Annotated in this window: 16 protein-coding genes; 3 read left to right on the plus strand and 13 right to left on the minus strand. The window is 51.6% G+C overall.

The features are described 5' to 3' along the window. The first annotated feature begins 16 nt into the window (after positions 1-16). Together QY311_01140 and QY311_01145 are read left to right on the plus strand one after the other, a co-directional pair. Complete coding sequence (locus QY311_01140; protein WKZ27348.1) at positions 17-943, plus strand: NAD-dependent epimerase/dehydratase family protein; 927 nt, start codon at positions 17-19, stop codon at positions 941-943. Between the two features lie 21 nt (positions 944-964). Then, entirely contained in the window at positions 965-1,909 is a 945-nt protein-coding gene (locus QY311_01145; GenBank protein ID WKZ27349.1) for an NAD(P)-dependent oxidoreductase, read from the plus strand. Here the strand turns inward: QY311_01145 and QY311_01150 are convergent. From QY311_01150 to QY311_01190, 9 genes are read right to left on the minus strand one after another with little or no spacing between them, the layout of a single operon-like run. After that, the gene (locus tag QY311_01150; GenBank protein ID WKZ27350.1) at positions 1,906-3,057 is read right to left on the minus strand and encodes a glycosyltransferase; all 1,152 of its coding nucleotides are present in this window, start codon (positions 3,055-3,057) and stop codon (positions 1,906-1,908) included. The genes QY311_01145 and QY311_01150 overlap by 4 nt on opposite strands. Next, entirely contained in the window at positions 3,054-3,656 is a 603-nt protein-coding gene (locus tag QY311_01155) for a class I SAM-dependent methyltransferase (protein ID WKZ27351.1), read from the minus strand. Before QY311_01155 ends, QY311_01150 begins: the two co-directional genes overlap by 4 nt. A 31-nt stretch (positions 3,657-3,687) precedes the next feature. Further along, positions 3,688-4,737, minus strand: a complete 1,050-nt coding sequence (locus QY311_01160; protein ID WKZ27352.1) for a glycosyltransferase — start codon at positions 4,735-4,737, stop codon at positions 3,688-3,690. Beyond that, the gene (locus QY311_01165; GenBank protein WKZ27353.1) at positions 4,734-5,753 is read right to left on the minus strand and encodes a glycosyltransferase; all 1,020 of its coding nucleotides are present in this window, start codon (positions 5,751-5,753) and stop codon (positions 4,734-4,736) included. Before QY311_01165 ends, QY311_01160 begins: the two co-directional genes overlap by 4 nt. Continuing rightward, positions 5,750-6,793: a glycosyltransferase family 4 protein gene (locus tag QY311_01170; protein ID WKZ27354.1), complete on the minus strand. Its 1,044-nt coding sequence runs from the start codon at positions 6,791-6,793 to the stop codon at positions 5,750-5,752. Before QY311_01170 ends, QY311_01165 begins: the two co-directional genes overlap by 4 nt. Beyond that, a complete protein-coding gene (locus tag QY311_01175; protein ID WKZ27355.1) occupies positions 6,790-7,923 on the minus strand; it encodes a glycosyltransferase in 1,134 nt (377 codons plus the stop codon). The genes QY311_01170 and QY311_01175 overlap by 4 nt, the downstream gene beginning before the upstream one ends. Then, positions 7,899-9,056: a glycosyltransferase family 4 protein gene (locus tag QY311_01180; protein ID WKZ27356.1), complete on the minus strand. Its 1,158-nt coding sequence runs from the start codon at positions 9,054-9,056 to the stop codon at positions 7,899-7,901. Before QY311_01180 ends, QY311_01175 begins: the two co-directional genes overlap by 25 nt. After that, complete coding sequence (locus tag QY311_01185) at positions 9,053-9,754, minus strand: glycosyltransferase family 2 protein (protein WKZ27357.1); 702 nt, start codon at positions 9,752-9,754, stop codon at positions 9,053-9,055. Before QY311_01185 ends, QY311_01180 begins: the two co-directional genes overlap by 4 nt. After that, a complete protein-coding gene (locus QY311_01190) occupies positions 9,751-10,872 on the minus strand; it encodes a glycosyltransferase family 4 protein (GenBank protein WKZ27358.1) in 1,122 nt (373 codons plus the stop codon). The genes QY311_01185 and QY311_01190 overlap by 4 nt, the downstream gene beginning before the upstream one ends. A 47-nt stretch (positions 10,873-10,919) precedes the next feature. Between QY311_01190 and QY311_01195 the strand changes: the two genes are divergently transcribed. Next, positions 10,920-12,116: a glycosyltransferase gene (locus tag QY311_01195; protein WKZ27359.1), complete on the plus strand. Its 1,197-nt coding sequence runs from the start codon at positions 10,920-10,922 to the stop codon at positions 12,114-12,116. Here QY311_01195 and QY311_01200 read toward each other — a convergent pair. Genes QY311_01200 through QY311_01215 form a run of 4 tightly spaced genes read right to left on the minus strand, consistent with a single transcriptional unit; the run spans position 12,073 to position 17,636 of the window. After that, complete coding sequence (locus tag QY311_01200) at positions 12,073-13,539, minus strand: hypothetical protein (GenBank protein ID WKZ27360.1); 1,467 nt, start codon at positions 13,537-13,539, stop codon at positions 12,073-12,075. The two genes, QY311_01195 and QY311_01200, sit on opposite strands and share 44 nt — an antisense overlap. Beyond that, positions 13,536-15,293: a tetratricopeptide repeat protein gene (locus QY311_01205; protein ID WKZ27361.1), complete on the minus strand. Its 1,758-nt coding sequence runs from the start codon at positions 15,291-15,293 to the stop codon at positions 13,536-13,538. The genes QY311_01200 and QY311_01205 overlap by 4 nt, the downstream gene beginning before the upstream one ends. A 3-nt stretch (positions 15,294-15,296) precedes the next feature. Beyond that, complete coding sequence (locus tag QY311_01210; protein ID WKZ27362.1) at positions 15,297-15,851, minus strand: hypothetical protein; 555 nt, start codon at positions 15,849-15,851, stop codon at positions 15,297-15,299. A gap of 21 nt (positions 15,852-15,872) precedes the next feature. After that, complete coding sequence (locus tag QY311_01215; GenBank protein WKZ27363.1) at positions 15,873-17,636, minus strand: tetratricopeptide repeat protein; 1,764 nt, start codon at positions 17,634-17,636, stop codon at positions 15,873-15,875. Between the last annotated feature and the right edge of the window lie 5 nt (positions 17,637-17,641).

Here is a 17,641-nt window from a genome sequence, read left to right on the forward strand (position 1 = left end):
CTTTATCTAAAATACCATGAATAAAGTACTTGTACTCGGTGGAACTGGATTCCTTGGCACTCAAGTTATGCGATTGGCTCGTGAGCAGGGGTATGATCCCGTATCTCTCTCTCGAGGCGAAGGGACGGATATTCGTAATTTCGACCAGCTCTCCGCACGACTAGCGGAAATCAAGCCGGACGTTATCCTTAACTGCGCTGGACACGTAGGGAATGTGCACTACGTAACAAAAATGGCCGGAGACGTTATTCATGATAACGTACAGATGGCCATTAATCTTTACCGAGCAGTAAAAGATGTTGTGCCACATGCGAAGATTGTGAACCCCTTTGGCAACTGCTCCTACCCTGGAAGCGCTGACGTGCAGCGAGAAACGCAATGGCAAGATGGGCCCGTCCATGACTCCGTTCTTGCTTTCGGCTTTGTAAAGCGTGTCCAGCATACACTTGCCGAGTCATATCGAAAACAATACGGCATTAAGACTGTAAACTGGCTCGTGTGCAATCCATATGGACCAGAAAACCATATCAATCTTGATAAAATGCACGCCCTGAACGGCATCATTATTCGCATGATGCGCGCTCAGCAAAATGGAGATAAGACTTTTGAGATTTGGGGAACGGGAACACCTATACGTGAATGGCTCTACATTACCGATGCAGCACGCATAATGGTTCACTCCATTGAACACGTAGCCGAGCAAACGCACCCGGTCAACGTCGCCAAAAAACAGGGTTACTCGATTAAAGAAATTGCCGAACTCGTCTCGAAAATACTTGAATATCCAGTTGAATTCGTATACAAAACCGACATGCCTGACGGAGCTCCCGTAAAAATCATGGATGATGCACTGTTCCGATCAAAATACCCAGATTTTACATTCACGAAATTAGAAGATGGCATTCGAGAGACAATAGCGCACTTTAAGCCAATGCTTGTATAAATATTTATGGATAATACACATATGAAAGTTCTTGTTACAGGTGGCGCAGGATATGTCGGCACAACGCTGGTGCCACAACTTCTAGAAAAAGGCTACGAGGTGACTGTTCTCGATCGCCTCATGTGGGGCGGTGCCGTTTTGATCCCATTCTTTAAACATCCCAATTTCCACTTCATTAAAGGAGATGTAAGGAATGAAGAGCTCATGAAAAAAGTGGTTGCTGATAAGGACGTTATTATTCATTTAGCAGCAATAGTTGGATTTCCAGCATGTGACGCAAACCCTATCATGGCAGATACAACAAATGTTGAATCCTGCCGCATTCTCAGTAAATTAGTGAGCAAAGGCCAGCATGTTATTTTTGCCTCCTCTGGATCTAACTACGGGCGCGTTGTCGGCCAAGTTTGCACAGAAGAAACACCAGTTAACCCTATTAGCCGCTACAGCAGAAATAAGCTAGAAGGGGAGAAAATATTAATGGAGGGCACCACGTGCACCGCCCTACGACCTGGGACGGCATTTGGAGTTTCTCCTCGATTGCGCCTCGATCTCCTTCCTCACGAACTTACACTCCAAGCACTCAAAACAAAAAGCATTGTACTCTATGAAGCATGGGCGATTCGTCCCTTCATTCATGTACACGACTTTGGGCGCGCATTCGTGTTCGCGGTTGAGCATAAAGATGCTATGAAAAATCAAATCTATAACCTCGGGGCGGACCCGCTCAACTACACCAAGCGACAGATCGCGGATCTTGTTGCAACGCACACTGGCGCGACCGTTGAAGAATCAAATGCGTGGCAGGATCCAGATCAGCGCCACTATCAGGTCTCTTATAAGAAGCTGCATGACGTTGGGTATCGACACACGATTAGCATGGAAGACGGCATCAAAGAACTACTTCGCGTGCTCCCCGTAGCAACACTCTTCAACCCGTACTCAAACCAAAACGAAATGCTCGGTTAGGGCAGAAGAGATACGAAAAACTGAAAAAACCGCCGACGAACCTCTGTATACGCATAGTGGGCTTTAATAAATGCCCGGCCCGCTACTCCGAAACGCTTTCGCTGAGCAGCATCTTGCGCCATTCTCACCATAGCATCCATAAGCGCATCACTATCCTGAGGCGGCACAAGCAATCCTGTCTCGCCATCACGAACTACTTCGCTCATAGAGCCGGAATGCGTTGCAATAACCGGCAGCTCCATAAGCGAAGCCTCGGCCATAGAATAACCGAATTGTTCCTCCCACCCACCATACGGGATGCTCGGATAGACAAATACATCGGATCTATTCAGAATATCGCGCACGCTCTCGCGCGAAGTCCATGGAATGCGCTCCACATATGCCTCTAGCCCACGTTCCACGATCGCGTTTTGTATGACAGATTCCTCTTCACCAGAACCAGCAAGAATAAATCTGACGTTTGTATGTCTACGGAGAACCTCAGATAATGCATCGAGTAGGTAGAGAAGCCCCTTGCGAACACCGATCGCCCCAATGAAGGTAAATGTACAGACATCGGCATGCCCCTCGTCCCGTGATGGCGCAAAGAAGGCATCGTCTACGCCGCTCATTGGAATGATGGCGGTGTGTTTAAAAAATGGAGCATGAATCCGCTCACTTTTCTCGTTGCCGCATACTATTCCGTGTGCGAGTAGTCCATGCACCCTAAGTAGGAGTTGCTTGATCGCAAGATGCACGCCCTTTAACTTTTGTTCATACGGAACATTCTCCCACGAAAAAAGCACGAGCCTTTTGCGCATGAGACGCGACCAGAGAGCAACATACAGCGTCGATAATAACGTGGGTTCGCCGCACCAATAGACAAGATCGACTTTTCTCCGATGTCGGAACAGGAACAACGGAAAAAACGGCATCCATCCTTTCAGAAGGCCTCCAATAACTGGGTAGTGCGAGTGGTGAAAAAAGGTTGATGTTATATGCACGCCCTTCCACTGCGGAGGGGTATAGATGAATGCCCCTTGTTTGATGGGCCAGCGGGCGGGCAAGAGAAAGAGCATTCCATCATCCGCGGGATGCTCATTATCTAAGAAGAAAGTTTTTAGGTAGTTCTCCCGCACATAAGGAAAACCCGCAATGAGAATCTTCATGGTGATATTTTGCGCGCACGGACAATAAATTGGAATGCGAAAAAGCTCGGGAAAAAACGCGCTACGAAAGCAAGCTTGCCGGGGAAAAGGATGTGTCTCTCCTTTTCTATGGTAAATCCAACATCACGGAGCGCACGCTGAAGCGAAGCGTATGTAAACCATCGAATGTGGCCAAAATCAAACATTCCTTGATCTTGGTATTCGAAGAAGCCGAACATAAATCGAATACGGTTTGTCCAAGTAAGGAAGTTAGGGGTGGTAAGAATAATAAACCCATCGTTTCGAAGAGCGCTATGGCACTGACGAAGGAACGGCTTTGGGTCAAAAAGATGTTCGATCACCTCTGACGCTATGATGCCGTCGAACGGCTGGCCTATCACTTCTCTGGGCCACTCTTTTTCGATATCGCACACCCATGCGCCATCAAGCACGTTGCGCGCCGCCTCAACCGCACGAGGAGAAATGTCGACACCGAAGACCGCATGCCCACGCTCTTTGGCGTGTGCGCCAAGACGACCTTGAGCGCACCCGATGTCCAGAATACGAGAGGGGTGCGATGGCAGGAGAGATAGTATGCGATCGCGCCGCGTATGGCTCATACCGTATTGAGGGGCTTTGTGAAGATAATAATCAGTAGGCATAAGAGGAGAGGATGTCGTCAATCTCTATGGCAAGTTGGCGCGTAGATGCCTGACGTACATACTGCAAACGCGCACCTTCTCCGAGCATTGTACGCAGTCCATGGTTATCCGCAAGCGTTTGGATGGCATGAGCTAGCGCGCGGGCATCGCCAGCGGGGACATAATAAATCGCTTTATCATCAAAGAGCTCTCTCATCGCAGGAGTATCGGCACTAATGATCGCCCTACCAGATGCCGCAGCCTCGAAAATTTTATTTGGTATTACAAGATCTGTCTTCTGACTTGTACCAAAAATACCCAAGCATATGTCAGAATTCGCTATGTATTCTGCTAAATTCTTATATGAAACGGAATCAATGAAAGTTATTGAGGGCACTTCATGAGCCATTTCACGAACTCGCACATACGTCTGCCCTTTTCCTATGAGGATCGCGCGTACATGCGTCTGGGGGCGCAGCATACGCATGGCCTCAACGATAACTTCCACTCCGTGAAGCGGAATAAAAGTACCGTGAAAATGTACCACGATCTCCGAATGGGGAGCGCTCGACGCGCGTGGAAAGAATACTGATTCGTCAGTACCAACAAATATACGGTGAAAAAGTTCCCGTGGCAGCTTAAACTCGCGCATGAAAAAATCGATATGCGCCTGGGTGTCCAAAAGTACTTTATGTGCGAGCTTGCACGACCACGTATCAAGAAATCTATACCACCATGCGCGAATACTTTTTGTCCCTGCTTTTTTGCGATCTAAAATATATCCACCGTAGTGGGATGTAAACGCATCGAAAATAATAGATCCCCTAAACAGTAGGCGGGCTAAGAACATAACTTTTTGGCCAGGGAAAAGCACAAGCATTATAGAGAACGCCTCCTTGCGGCGCATATATTGCACGCATAAATCGATGTAGCCGCGAAGCCCCTCGTGCTCTGTGCGCATATGCGTAATGCTATACCCCGCCATTAAGCACGCCTGCGCAAGCACCCTATTGCGCGCATAGAGAGGATCATATGTTCCAAAGAAGAGAATGTTCTTCATGGTGTGCGGAATATGATAGAAAGGGCCTGTTGTATACGCACACGCATGGTGTGATCGCGCAACACTCGGTTGCGCCCACGAGCGGCGATGGATTGACGCTCTACAGGATGAGCGAGCCAGTACATAACCTTAGGCTGCAGATCGGATATGTGTGTAAATGTAGCAACTTCCTGCTCAATAGCAAAAACGTCTTTAAGACCAGCGCGCTCATCGGTAAGCTCAAACCCCCCTGCGGCAGGTATCTCAAATGTCTTCACATTCACCCCGTGCGTTTCAGGGAGCAAATTCATATTGATACAAATCGCTGATCGCCGATATATCTCTGCGGCTTCCTCCGGAGTCACCGAGCCGCGATAAAACCTAGCAAGTGGCGTTGCGCGCCACCCTGACCACCCGAAAAGTCCAAGACGTATGTGCGGCAACGTAGTAAGAGTCATGAGAGCCTCCTGACGCTCGGGATATGGGGCGCCAATAAAACACACGTCGAATTCGGGCGCCGCGGGCATGGATCCATGGAATCTTTCAGGCACAAGCGCAAAGGGCAATACAAAGAAGCGATCTCGCCGTTCTTCCGGCATATACGTCACCGCGCTTGCATCAAATGAAAAAAATGTATCATACAATCCGGCAACCGAACGCATCCATGATGCATAGGGTTCGTGGGCGACATTTTCCGGGCACCAGTGAGCTACGCGTACTCCGCGATCTTGTGCATAGCGTATAGTGTCTGGCTTTACTAACAAACTCTTGTGCACAAAGAGAGCATCCGGCCGCCAAACGTCTATATGCTGCCGTATCATTGCGGCAAGGCGCTGGTTACTTATGCGGCGCAGCATGTGTATGCGCCGAGTAGCGCGCCACACCCACCCACTCTGCAATAAGCTCCATGCAGGGAAAAGCCAGTTGAAGCGGTCATCGACCCAGCGCACATCGCAATCATTCTCACGGAAGCCCTGCATCATCTGTTCCGTGAATGAGCCTCGTGGCGCGATAAGAAGAATGCGTTTTTTCGTCATAAGCCGACACAAGTAAGAATGCGGGCGGTAACACCAAGTACCGAATGCCGCTCTCGCACACGACGCATCAAATAATCACGCATTTCTTCTCGCTCTGATGCACTGAGCACGAGTATCTGTTTGATACGCTCCGCTACAGCGTGCTGTGGCAGAGATTCATCAAGTAAAAGAAGGTGTGCGTATGGCCCAAAATCATCGTGAAATATGTGGTTGGTTGTAATCGGAAGAACGCCATACGCCATCGCTTCCAGAACGGCCTTATCAAGCCCTCCCCGTGGCGCTAAATTCACCGCGATATCAGCCCATGCATAGTGTGCTGCGATCTCATTATGTGGCACCGAGCCTGCCCACTCGATATGAGCGGCGTGTTGTGCACGAGCATGAATGCTTCTAGCGTATTGCTCATCGCTCGGCATCATTGGAGAACCGACAACACGCAAGGTATGCGAAATACCTTCACGCATAAGCTGCAAGGACGCCTCAATAATTCGGTTAATGCGTTTTAAGGGCGTAATGCGAGCTACGCTGATGATGTGAAGCCCCTCGTGCTCGTCTCGCGCCCGAGGGACATCGGGGATAGAAATACCGTGCCCAACGCTCACAATCTTTGAAGATGTGATGCGGAGACTGCGCGCATCGGCAGTAATTAAAGCATCGCTCAAGAAAAGAGCGAGGCGGAGACGAGTAGTAACCGACCGGTGTAAGTACCAAAGGAGTAGTTTTGTTTTCGAAAAAAGTGTCCACGGCCATGCGGTGATAGCGAAAATGGGCGACATGTGAGCCAGCACAGCGCGTGAACCGGGGATCAGCCGCGCAGTGAGTATGAGATAGCGAAAAATCTGAACCAATTTAGACACACCCCGCTCTTTTCCAAGTGAATAGACGGATACATTGGATGGTAGTGAATAAGCGCCCTTTGCAAGCGTTATCACATCAACATGATCAACGCGATGCGCCAAAGCGCGGATCCACGCCACAAAAAATCCAAGCACATCACTACGCTCATCAACGCTCTGGGTTATGATGACGATGCGCTTCATAGCTGAAAAATATTCTGGATGGCACGGGCAGAGGCGCTTATAACCTGTTCACGAGCATACCTTTCACGAATGTCGTGAGATCCTTTCTCTGCCCGAATCTGCCACGAAGGATCTTCGAGCACATCTCGCATCCCCTGCACAATATCGTCTAGCGACCAATGCACGATACGTACTGCTGCGCCCTCTTGTCCAAGGTCTTGGATAACCCCCACGGGAGTTGCGATCACTGGAATACCGCACGCGAGCGCCTCTACGGCAACGCGCGGACCCCCTTCACTGTCTGACAACATCACCAAAGCCCGAGCTTCTCTTATTGCTTGTAATACCTCGGCCGCTGAATCGACCCACCCACTCCACGTTATACGGCTGCTCACTCCCTGTTGGCGTGCGTATTGCTGCGCCCAGTCCAAGAGAGATCCTGTACCAATAACACGCATCGTTGCGTGCTCAAGACGCGCAAGCGCCTCTATGGCACGCTGAATGCCTTTATTACGCTCTATACGCCCTACAAAAATAAAGTCGTGTGTCACGGGCATTTGAGGGGGCTCCTGCATCGTGGGGAGAAAGAGAGCGGGAATGAGATGGAGCTTCTCGCGAGCTACACCCCACGCTAAAAGACGCTTCCCCGTTTCACTCATATTCATCACACGAACGCCCGAAGCAATGCGCGCTTCGACGGGCACTATAATCCGCGAGAGATACCGGTAGACCACCTCACGGAATGAGCCGGCCCGAGGGACTCCTGGAATATGAAAAATCTCGAGAAGCGCGGGAATACCCAAACGTCTTGCAAGGAAAAGCCCCCCTATTCCATTGTAAAATGGTGGGTATTCATGGATGGTCATACCTCCGTATGTGCGCTCGCGCCCAAGGCGCATCCCCGTGCGAAAGATATGTAGCCACTGCATCAGGAGAGGAAGGCGGGATGCATGCACATATACATTAGGGAATGGATTCTGTCGTACCATACACCCTCGCGCTACTCGAGGCACAATAATATCAATACGGTCCCAGTGCTTATGGAACTCTGTGAGCATGTGAAAAAATGCTCCGTCCATACCCGCAGCAAGCATACGATCACCGCTCACCATGAGAAGTGTTTTATTCATAGGTGTAGCGCCTTTATCCATGCCTCACGCATACGCGCCTCATCATACAAGCGAGCCGTTGCCTTTCCCGCCTCACTCATGTGTGCGCGAAGCTCTGGCATATCCCATAGCGCACGAATGGCTTCGCGGAGATTGAATTCATCATTGTACTTTACCATCAAACCATTCTCTCCCTGCGAGATAATTTCGCGATTGCCGCCGGCCGTGGTCGTAATCACAGGAACGCCCGCAGCCATCGCCTCAATGATCTGATGCGAGAATCCTTCATATCCTGTGTTAAGCACGAAGAGATCTGCCGCAGCGAGATACGTCGGGAGCTCTTCATGGGACTTCGCTCCGACAATAAACACCTTCTTCTCCAAACCAAGATTTCTAGCCATGGTACGAAGTACATCGCGCTCAGGACCATCACCCACGATCACTAATCTGAAAAACTGATTAAGCTCGAGAAGTTGCGGCATGATTTTGATGAGCATGCGAAATCCCTTCCAAGGAACTAACCGGCCGACCGAAACAATAAGTGTCCCCGGGATACCGATTCGCGTACGTGCATCTTGCTGCGAGATCTCTGATGGTGAAAATGTTACAGCGTTGGGCACAATCACGATACGCTCGGAATCGTACCCCCATCCCTGCACAATAGATTGTAGGTATTGAGATGGCACAACCACCTGAGCACTACGACGCACAACCCACCGCTGTATGCGGCGAAGCATACCCGCCCAACCACCTATCTGCACACCCTGAAAATCATCAATGAGAAGATGCGTGTGGCGCTTTTGTATTGCATATTCCCATGCATAGTCTCCAGCAATACGCACCGTTACTGGAATGCGCCGCAACATGCCCGCTATATGTGCGGCAATTCCAGGCGTTTTTCCCGAAAGCGCCAAGAGGTGGGTCGCTCCTGCACTTACCCACCACACCCGAAGCGCGTAGAGGATATGGCGCACCATCCAAGGCCACCAGCGCGATACACGATACACCTCAATACCCTGCTCCTGCTGACCCCGCCCAAATGCCACCACGCGCACGCGTACCCCACGCTCATGAAACGCACGCGCTACCGCATGCGCAACGGTTGCTGGGCCACCTATATCAGGGGGATAAATGCCAGTTGCGATAACAAGAAGTGGTTTCTGTTCGTTACTCATGAAAAAAATGACGCACGAATGATGTGCCATATTGCCGCGACACCGTCGGCCCATTGAATTTTCTTTCCTTCTGCATACGTGCGACCTCGATACGAAATCCCCACCTCATATATACGGAGTTTTTGCTGAGCTACCCGTGCTGTAATCTCCGGCTCAATGCCAAAACGAGCCGCGCTGAGATGTGGCAGAATGCGCATGAGTGCATCGCGCGTAAAGACTTTGTATCCCGTTTCCATATCAGAAAGATTGAGCCCCGTGCACATATTTGAGAGAAATGTGAGGAAGACGTTTGCAACATAGTGAGAGAAGTAGAGCGCACGACGCGGGAATGCAGAAATAAATCTCGAGCCGTAGACCACATCTGCATCGCCAGCAAGAATGGGCTCAAGAAGGAGCGGGTACTCTTTGGGACTATATTCTAAATCTGCATCCTGAATGAGAATGACGTCTCCAGAAGCTTTTGCAAAACCAGTGCGGACCGCGGAGCCCTTCCCCAGATTCTGCGCGTGGCGCACCGTAACCCATCCCGGACGCACATGATGTGCAATGACCCGAGCGGTGTCATCAGTTGACGCATCGTCAACAATCACAAGCTCCTTCTCCCATTCCGGCAGGACAACTGCATCAATGGCCGCAAAAAGCTTCGGCAATGTGGCGGCCTCATTAAATACGGGAATAATAATGGAGAGCTTTTTCATGCCAAAGTATCGTACACTGCAGCCATGCGCGGGGCAATAAGGCTCCAAAGATACTCTTGAGAGACCATGCGTTGTGCTGCAGACACAACAGCATCTCGCTCAGCGCCCGATTGCGCCGCACGCACCAGAGCGCGCGCCACAGAGGGGATATCATCGGGATCACATACGAAGCCTGTCACGCCATCGTGCACAAAGTCGCGTAGCCCCCCACGTCGCGAGGCAACGACAGGCACGCCCGCAGCCATCGCTTCAAGAAACGCGATGCCCTGTCCTTCAGATCGAGAAGGCCGCGCGTAAACATCTGCGGCCCCTAGTTCCTGGAGCACGTCACGGTGGCTCACGGGCCCGCGCCAGACGATGCGATCATGAAGGCCGAGACTTTTTGCCAACGTTTTCAGCGCGTGGGCATCCTCTCCAGTCCCGGCCAAAACAAGACGCCACGGAAAGGAAAGTGTTGCACACGCACGAATGAGAGCATCGATGCCATTCTTTGCGACAAGACGACTTGCGGAATATATGCACACTTCATCAGCACGCACTCCCCACGACTCACGCAATTGAGCTCGCTCTTGAGCAGAGCACGTGGGCGCTGCGTCGACTCCATTAGGAATCAACACGACCTTTGCATCATGGCGCACGTGGCGTGCATAGGTCGCAAGAGGAGAGCTAATTGCCGTCACCACATCTGCATATCGTACCGCAAGCCATCGGCCAGCCCGGACAAGAAAAGATTGCCGGCGAAAATCGGCGCCCTCTTGGAGCGTGAGGACAAGTGGCGTGCCGGAAAAGAGCCGTACCACCAACGCCGCGAGAGCTGCATATGACGCCTGGTACGCATGGAGTACCGAAGCGTGGCGCGCCTCCCAGAGACCCACAATCGCACCGAGCACCAAAAAGAGATACTTATCAAGCCACGCGATACCAAGACCGATGCGATAGATCCGCACATTGTCGTACGTTTCTCTAGCGGGAAATGTCAGCGAATGGCGCGGCGTGAGCACCACAAAAGAACGCTCAGACATATGGCGCATAAATGCCTCGAGGGCCAATTCCGACCCGCCAATAAGGGGTCGGAAAGCAGGGGAAAAAACGAGAATATTGCTTGCTGAATGGGTCACGGGTTGGTACTATCATAGCGCGCATAGCAACGTAAAACAACGCCCTTATGCCCCACGAATCCTCGGCTTTAATCCGTATTCTGTGCATCATAACCCAGTCTGATATGGGCGGAGCACAGCGTTTCATCAGCGAACTTGTGACGCATAGCGATGCACAGCGTTTCACATTCTCTGTTGCCGCAGGTCCTGATGGCAATCACGCATTGCGCAATGCGCTCCCAGAGCGCGTTGCGTATCGCCCCATTTCGTCTCTACGTCGCGCAATTGCGCCATGGCACGATCTACGTTGCATCCGAGATATCCGTGAACACATCCTCGCGGAGAAGCCTGACATCCTGTTCCTCAACAGCTCTAAGGCGGGTATTCTTGGTGCCATAGCGGCGCGCTCATGCAGAAAAGCCCTCCCTCACATGCGCATTGTGTATCGTATTGGTGGTTGGCAATTCCGAGATCCCATCCACCCGCTTCTCCAAACGACATACCGAACGCTTGAGCGTTGGTCTGCGCGCTGGAAAGACGTCATAGTCGTTAATAGTGAATCAGATCGCGACGCTGGCATCACTCACCACATCGCGCCACGAAGGGAGCTCATAGCCATTCACAATGGCATTGATCCCTATCCAACAACGTATACGAGAGCAGAAGCCCGTGCGCACATTGCTGAAGCAATACAAATACCGATCTCGGATACCACAACTCTCATTGGCACGATTGCGAATGCGTATCCAGCAAAGGATCTGCCAACATATATTCGTGCCGCCCTCCACTTTAATCCTCAAGCGCACTGGATCATTGTCGGAGACGGACCGGAACGCCCCGCGCTTGAACAACTCATACGCCGCTTAGATCTACAATCCCGCGTTCACATCATAGGCCAACGGCAAGATGCTAAAATGCTCATTCCCGCATTTGACGTTTTCGTGCTTGCCTCAGTGAAAGAAGGGTTTCCGTGGGCGCTCCTTGAAGCAATGGCTGCTAAAGTCCCCAGCGTTGCAACGCGTGTTGGTGGCATTCCGGAAATTATTACCGACGGCGAAGACGGCTTACTCGTTGAGCCACAAAATCCAGCAGCACTAGCGCAGCGCATACACACGCTCGTTGCAGAAGAGCGACTCGCCCACGATATTGTCATTGCCGCCCATCAGCGGATCGTCACGCGCTTTTCGCTCCAGAGCATGATCGCCGCGTACGAGCGCCTTTTTATAACCCTTTTGCGCGAGCAATCTCCTGCGGGATCAAAATAAGCGTAGAGCTGTCACGAAATACTTCCTTCCAGCGCGTGTCGCTCGCCATGCGCTCTAAAAATGTACGAGACCAAGGAGTGAGATCCCTGTGCGACCACACAATCATTTGGATATTCCAGCGAGCACGCTCCTCCTCCCACACCGCAGCATTTTCTTGCATGGGGATATACACTGACGACGCAAAGTCGGAAGGATATGCCTCTGGCCGCCCATCTACAAATACTTTTTCTTCAGGAAGCTTCCAAATTAAAAAGCTACCAATATCAAAATTATTAAACAGAGGGCCCTTTAATTCATGAGCCCGAATAAAATCAACTGCCGCCTGCGCACCAACGGGCACATGCACACCGAATTGTTGCGGTAGACGGGCAAGCGGGAAGAACTGCCCACTGATAACGCTGATGCCTATAAGTATAATGAGCACTCCGGAAATCCAAAAGCCTTGGCGCAGCCGCACGGGATGCTGTTGGGCAAGTGCTCCAAGCGCCGCAATCCCCGCGAGCCCAAAAATGGCATAGTTTCGGATCATGATCTGCGCGAATATAAACGTTATCACCGCTAAGGCTACTGGCCCCACAACATGGCGCACCCGACTGCCGGCAATAAGACTATAGATACATACGCAACTGGCAAGCACAAACAGCATCACCGTAGTAATCATCGGATACCCCCACGCTAAAAGAAAGAACGGGCCCTTATTCTCAAGCACTGAGTAGCCATATCCGGACATGATCTGTAGCGGATAGAGAGCGCCAGAAAGCCCCCACGGATTTACCAGCAGAGCAAGCGCCAGCGCGATACCAAGAGGCAACCACTGGCGAACAGACTCACGCCACAAAGGAAAAGCACGCACCACATCACCCATCACGATACAGAGATATATAAGGGGACCCATAAAGAATGTGATGTGTGTATTCACCCATACCGCCTGCACCAAGGGGAGCGTCCAGCGCAATGAACTCCGCGGATAACGCAGGAGCACAAACAAGAACCACCCCATAAAGAGGTAGCTAAATATCTCAGGCCGAACATCGGTTCGCTCTAACATAACCCCCCATGCCACAAGGCCTGCGAAGCCCATGAGATACGCTCCGTCTCGTCGCCAGGCACTTGCTAATGCCAGCATAAAAGCAGTGGCCAGAATCAGGGCTTTTATGGGAATGAGCCCCGGAACGCCGTTAATGCCCGAAAGCCAATATAAAAACACCTCACCCAGCCAGTGGTGATTAAGGAATGGCTGGTCGGGATGCGTGAAGGAAAAAAGGTTCGTCGCGGGAACCGAGCGAGTTGAAGTAATAATCTCTCCAAGACGAAGATGTCGCCCGATATCTTGATTGATCGAGGTGAGTGTATGAATGCTCGAGAGCGCCATGAGCGCCCCAAGTAAAAGAATCAATATGCTATAGCGAAGCTTTGACATCATGGTTGCGGCAATACGTCCTCGAGCGCACGCTGCAATCGCGGCGTAGTGATGCCCGCCCCTAGCGCTCGCGCATCTTCAGTGCGACCTTCTGCGTGCGCGAGCAGCGCCCGTGCAAATGTAAGCTCGTCAGGGACCGCTCGCGCCGCGTGTGTATCTAATAATACACGCGCTGCATCAGTATCCCCAAGCGCAATGTGTACAAGGGAGAGGTACCACACTTCACTCCAACGTGGGTATACGGCTAACGCATCGGAAAGCACCGCACGCGCGTCTACAAAATAACCCGCATCATAGTACAGCGCTCCAAGGCCACGATACGCATTGAGATAATCAGGACGAGCCTGTATCGCTCGCTTCCAGAACCCCTCAGCAGCCGTGTAGTCACCTTGGCGTTGCGCGATAGCGCCCGCAAGATTCAACGCTGGAGCATGCTCCGGAGCTTTAAGTAGTACCGCGTCAATACGCGAGCGTGCATTTGCAAGGCGCTCGTTTTTGAGATCGAGATACGCCATATTCGTTTGATTCACCACGCTCTCTGGCTGTGCAGCAAATGCGCTCTGGAATAATGCTTCTTCTGAAACCCATACACCCGAACGCTGGAAAGACACAATCGCATACACCGCTATCGCCGCGATTCCCCCAACCCGCACTATACGAGGCCATTGCTCATACATGCGCATACAGACGCCAGCGGCAAGAAGTGAAAGCCCAGCAGAGGGAATATACCACAGTCGCTCTGCGAAGATCGTACCAATAGGCACAATGATATTCGCCACAACGAGAAGAGGAAAAAGAAAGAGCGCGCCCGCATATCCATACAGCGTGTTTCGATAGCGCACGACGGCAAGGATCGCACTCAATATAATAAGGGCACCTAGCAGGCTACCAAACCACGACAGCGATGAAAAGACGCTGTATGAATAGTCGGACGAAAGCGAGAAAGGCGCCCATACCCGCGCGAAACCCTCCCACACGACGCGCAGCGCCATAGCAACCCCAGTGAGCCATGAGGGCGCATGCGCAATTGCGTTATAAACCATAGACGCATCAGTAGAAAAAGCATACTCACCTAACACCATAATGCGAATCCCCAGAAAGAGGGCGAGCGCGGCAACGTGCCAACGCATTGCCATCGCGATATCCCTCATACCGACCCCCCGATACCACAGCATCACCCCAAGCACCGGGAGGACTGCAACAGCAGTTTCTTTGGATAAGAGCCCTGCAAGGAACAAGAGAGCAGAAAGAAAAGATTTTCTGGAAAGTCCCGCTATGATGGCGCCTAGAAAGCCAAGTGCCATCATGAGCTCCGCGCGCCCGACGATAGAAGCGACCGCTTCTACATGTATTGGCAATAGAGCGAAAAGGAGTGCCGTCGCCCCAGCAATGCGAGGTGTAGACAGCATACGAACAAGCACAAATACTGCGGTGATCACTCCTGCATGCAGTACAAGGTTCACTACGTGAAACGAAACAGGCCCATCCCCAAAGAGCCACGCATTCAACGCGTACGAAAGAATAGTCAGGGGCCTATAGAGTCCCGTGCGCGGTTGGTATGCATGGTATGAGGTACTAAAAATGCTTCCCACGTCAGGAACGCCTCCGATCAGAGGGTTGCCGACGATGACAATGCCGTCATCAAATACAAATGCGCCGCCGATACTCGGCGCAAAGAGCACCACGGAAAGCGCAAGGGCTGTCAGAAAGACAGCCCAGGGGGTTCGTGCTACCAATGCGCGCTCAAAAAATGCCATAGGCTAAAACGCCACGTCGACAACAATCGAACCACTACACTTTGCCTGCTTCACCACCACGTTGCCATCAATAACCTGCCCGTAACCAACCTCCGCTCCAAGTGTATAGCGCTTCGCAGGGTTTGCCGGAAGGGCCACAGTAATGTCAGATGACCCGCTCGGAAGATTAAGTGACTCAAAAATATTAGGGCCAATGTTGAGCCCACCCGATGGAGTTGTCTTCCACACGATGTTGCGCCCTCGACTATCAATATTCTCCCAAGAGATGCGGGCATCTCTTAACTCGTACGTATCTTTGCTCAAAAACCGGACAGACCCCTCAAGTTTGCATGATGCTGGCGCCTTGAGTCCTGTTGGTCCAAAAAATGGAGTTGTCGTTGGACGCGGTTTTTCTGAGGGAGAGGGCGAGCTACTCGGCGACGGAAGAACGCTCGGACTTCCTGAAATGCTCGGCGATGGAGACGCTTCTATGCGAGCGTCATTCCAGCGTACAACCCCCCACGCGAGAGCAAGCACAGCCCCCGCAATAACCGAACCTACAATAAGTGATTTCTGCATATAAGGCATCATAGCAAGCTCCTAGAGAGAGCTCAACTCCTTCTCAATGAGGGCTCGAATCTCGCTCCCCGGCGCCGCTAGGGAGAGCCCCTTTTCTAATGCCGCGAGCGCCTCCGCCCTATTCCCGATCCTTGCCTCAATGCGCCCTAAATTCAGATATCCGATAGGATGGGAGGGAAGGAGTTCAACCCACTTTTGTATCATCGTGCGGGCAAGCGCCAAATCACCCTCTTTTGCAGCAATGCTGGCGAGTCCCTCATATGCATAGGGAAAGGCGGGGTCAATGGCAACGGCCTTTTCAAATGCAGCTCGCGCGCCATAGATATCGTTACGGGCCAAAAGAATACTCCCGATATTATAGTGTGGCTGTGGGAAGGTATCTTCGGCAGCAACCGCTTTCCAGTAGTACTCTTCAGCGCGCGCGTATTCACCTCGATCGTAGTAGATGTTGCCGACATTGTTGTTAATGCGCGCACTCTGTGGCTCATAGCGAAGAATGTCTAGATAGAATGCGAGCGGATCTCCCCACAGACGATTGCGCTGGATCGAAAGTATGCTGAACACGATGACAGCCACCACAAACCCTGTAGCCATGAGTGGGCGCACCCACGTAAACATATTCCGTTCCCATATACGCCATGCGGCCCACGCGCCTGCGGTAAGTGGCCCCACCATCGCAAGGTAGAGCCAATGTTCATAGATCAGCGCGTTCACGGGCGTAATGCCCGAGGTCAACGCCATGCAGGAGAAGAACCACCCCAGCGCAAAAAACAAAAGGTGCGCGCTGTTCGGGCGGCCCTCCTCAACGGTTCGCAAGCGTCGCACCAATATGACACAGAGGCCAATAAGCGCACTCACAAAAAGTACCGGGATCAGGACGGGTAGCTGCAAAATGTGCGTGTAGACCACCGCGGAACGCTCCATGTGCAATCCAAGAGGCCACAAGAACATCGATGCATATTCGGTCAGCAGCGACGCAAAGGTCATGAGTCGGACAAACACACTCTCCGTATATGGATTGCTCTGCGCAAAGAAATTAAGTGTATTTTCAAAATTTAAAACCGTAAGGCGCAATATGCCGTACACCAACGAAATGCCGAAAAACGGCCAGAGGTAGCGCGCCACCCCCACAATCGCCTGTCGCACCGATCCCACCGCAACAAACGAAAGAAAATACACTGAAGCAAGGAGGGGGAAGATAACTGCGGTCTCCCTACTTAAGAGCGCAAGCACGCTTGCCACCATGGCGCCGATATACCAGCGTCGCGCATGTGTTTCACGGGCTTTCAGAAGCATCCAGAGCGCCGCAAGCATGCCGAAAACATGGAGAGGATCTCCGCGACCGGCAACGTATGTCACCGCCTCAGTTTGGAGCGGATGCAACCCAAATATCGCCGCAACAACAAAGGGGATAAAGCGCTTCTGAAAGGCGCGCTCTAGAAGCAAGAACACAAGCACTACATTCGCAATGTGGAGTACGTTGTTCACAAGGTGATACCCAAAAGGAGCCGCACCGTGGAGCACATAATTTATGGCGAACGTAAAGAATAAGAAGGGGCGATAATAGTTGCTCTGCAGACCAATACCGGCAAGCGTATTGTGCGAAAACCAAAACGTAATAGTGTCCCACGAGATAGAGTGCACCGCGGGATTGTTGACGATCCAATCAGTATCATCCCAAAACAAGGGATTTTGTAAGTTTGTTGCGTATACAAAAAATACCGAAATGCAAAGACCGAGAATCATGAGCATGCGGGTGCGTTGTTGTGCGGATGATCCCAACATAGGCA

Source organism: Candidatus Paceibacterota bacterium, from assembly GCA_030583765.1.
Lineage (GTDB): Bacteria > Patescibacteriota > Minisyncoccia > 2-02-FULL-40-12 > GWA2-44-9.

Coding starts and splice junctions, on each gene's coding strand:
- QY311_01140 (WKZ27348.1), top strand. CDS start 17: ATGAATAAAGTACTTGTACTCGGTGGAACTGGATTCCTTGGCACTCAA.
- QY311_01145 (WKZ27349.1), top strand. CDS start 965: ATGAAAGTTCTTGTTACAGGTGGCGCAGGATATGTCGGCACAACGCTG.
- QY311_01150 (WKZ27350.1), bottom strand. CDS start 3,057: ATGAAGATTCTCATTGCGGGTTTTCCTTATGTGCGGGAGAACTACCTA.
- QY311_01155 (WKZ27351.1), bottom strand. CDS start 3,656: ATGAGCCATACGCGGCGCGATCGCATACTATCTCTCCTGCCATCGCAC.
- QY311_01160 (WKZ27352.1), bottom strand. CDS start 4,737: ATGAAGAACATTCTCTTCTTTGGAACATATGATCCTCTCTATGCGCGC.
- QY311_01165 (WKZ27353.1), bottom strand. CDS start 5,753: ATGACGAAAAAACGCATTCTTCTTATCGCGCCACGAGGCTCATTCACG.
- QY311_01170 (WKZ27354.1), bottom strand. CDS start 6,793: ATGAAGCGCATCGTCATCATAACCCAGAGCGTTGATGAGCGTAGTGAT.
- QY311_01175 (WKZ27355.1), bottom strand. CDS start 7,923: ATGGATAAAGGCGCTACACCTATGAATAAAACACTTCTCATGGTGAGC.
- QY311_01180 (WKZ27356.1), bottom strand. CDS start 9,056: ATGAGTAACGAACAGAAACCACTTCTTGTTATCGCAACTGGCATTTAT.
- QY311_01185 (WKZ27357.1), bottom strand. CDS start 9,754: ATGAAAAAGCTCTCCATTATTATTCCCGTATTTAATGAGGCCGCCACA.
- QY311_01195 (WKZ27359.1), top strand. CDS start 10,920: ATGCCCCACGAATCCTCGGCTTTAATCCGTATTCTGTGCATCATAACC.
- QY311_01200 (WKZ27360.1), bottom strand. CDS start 13,539: ATGATGTCAAAGCTTCGCTATAGCATATTGATTCTTTTACTTGGGGCG.
- QY311_01205 (WKZ27361.1), bottom strand. CDS start 15,293: ATGGCATTTTTTGAGCGCGCATTGGTAGCACGAACCCCCTGGGCTGTC.
- QY311_01210 (WKZ27362.1), bottom strand. CDS start 15,851: ATGCAGAAATCACTTATTGTAGGTTCGGTTATTGCGGGGGCTGTGCTT.
- QY311_01215 (WKZ27363.1), bottom strand. CDS start 17,636: ATGTTGGGATCATCCGCACAACAACGCACCCGCATGCTCATGATTCTC.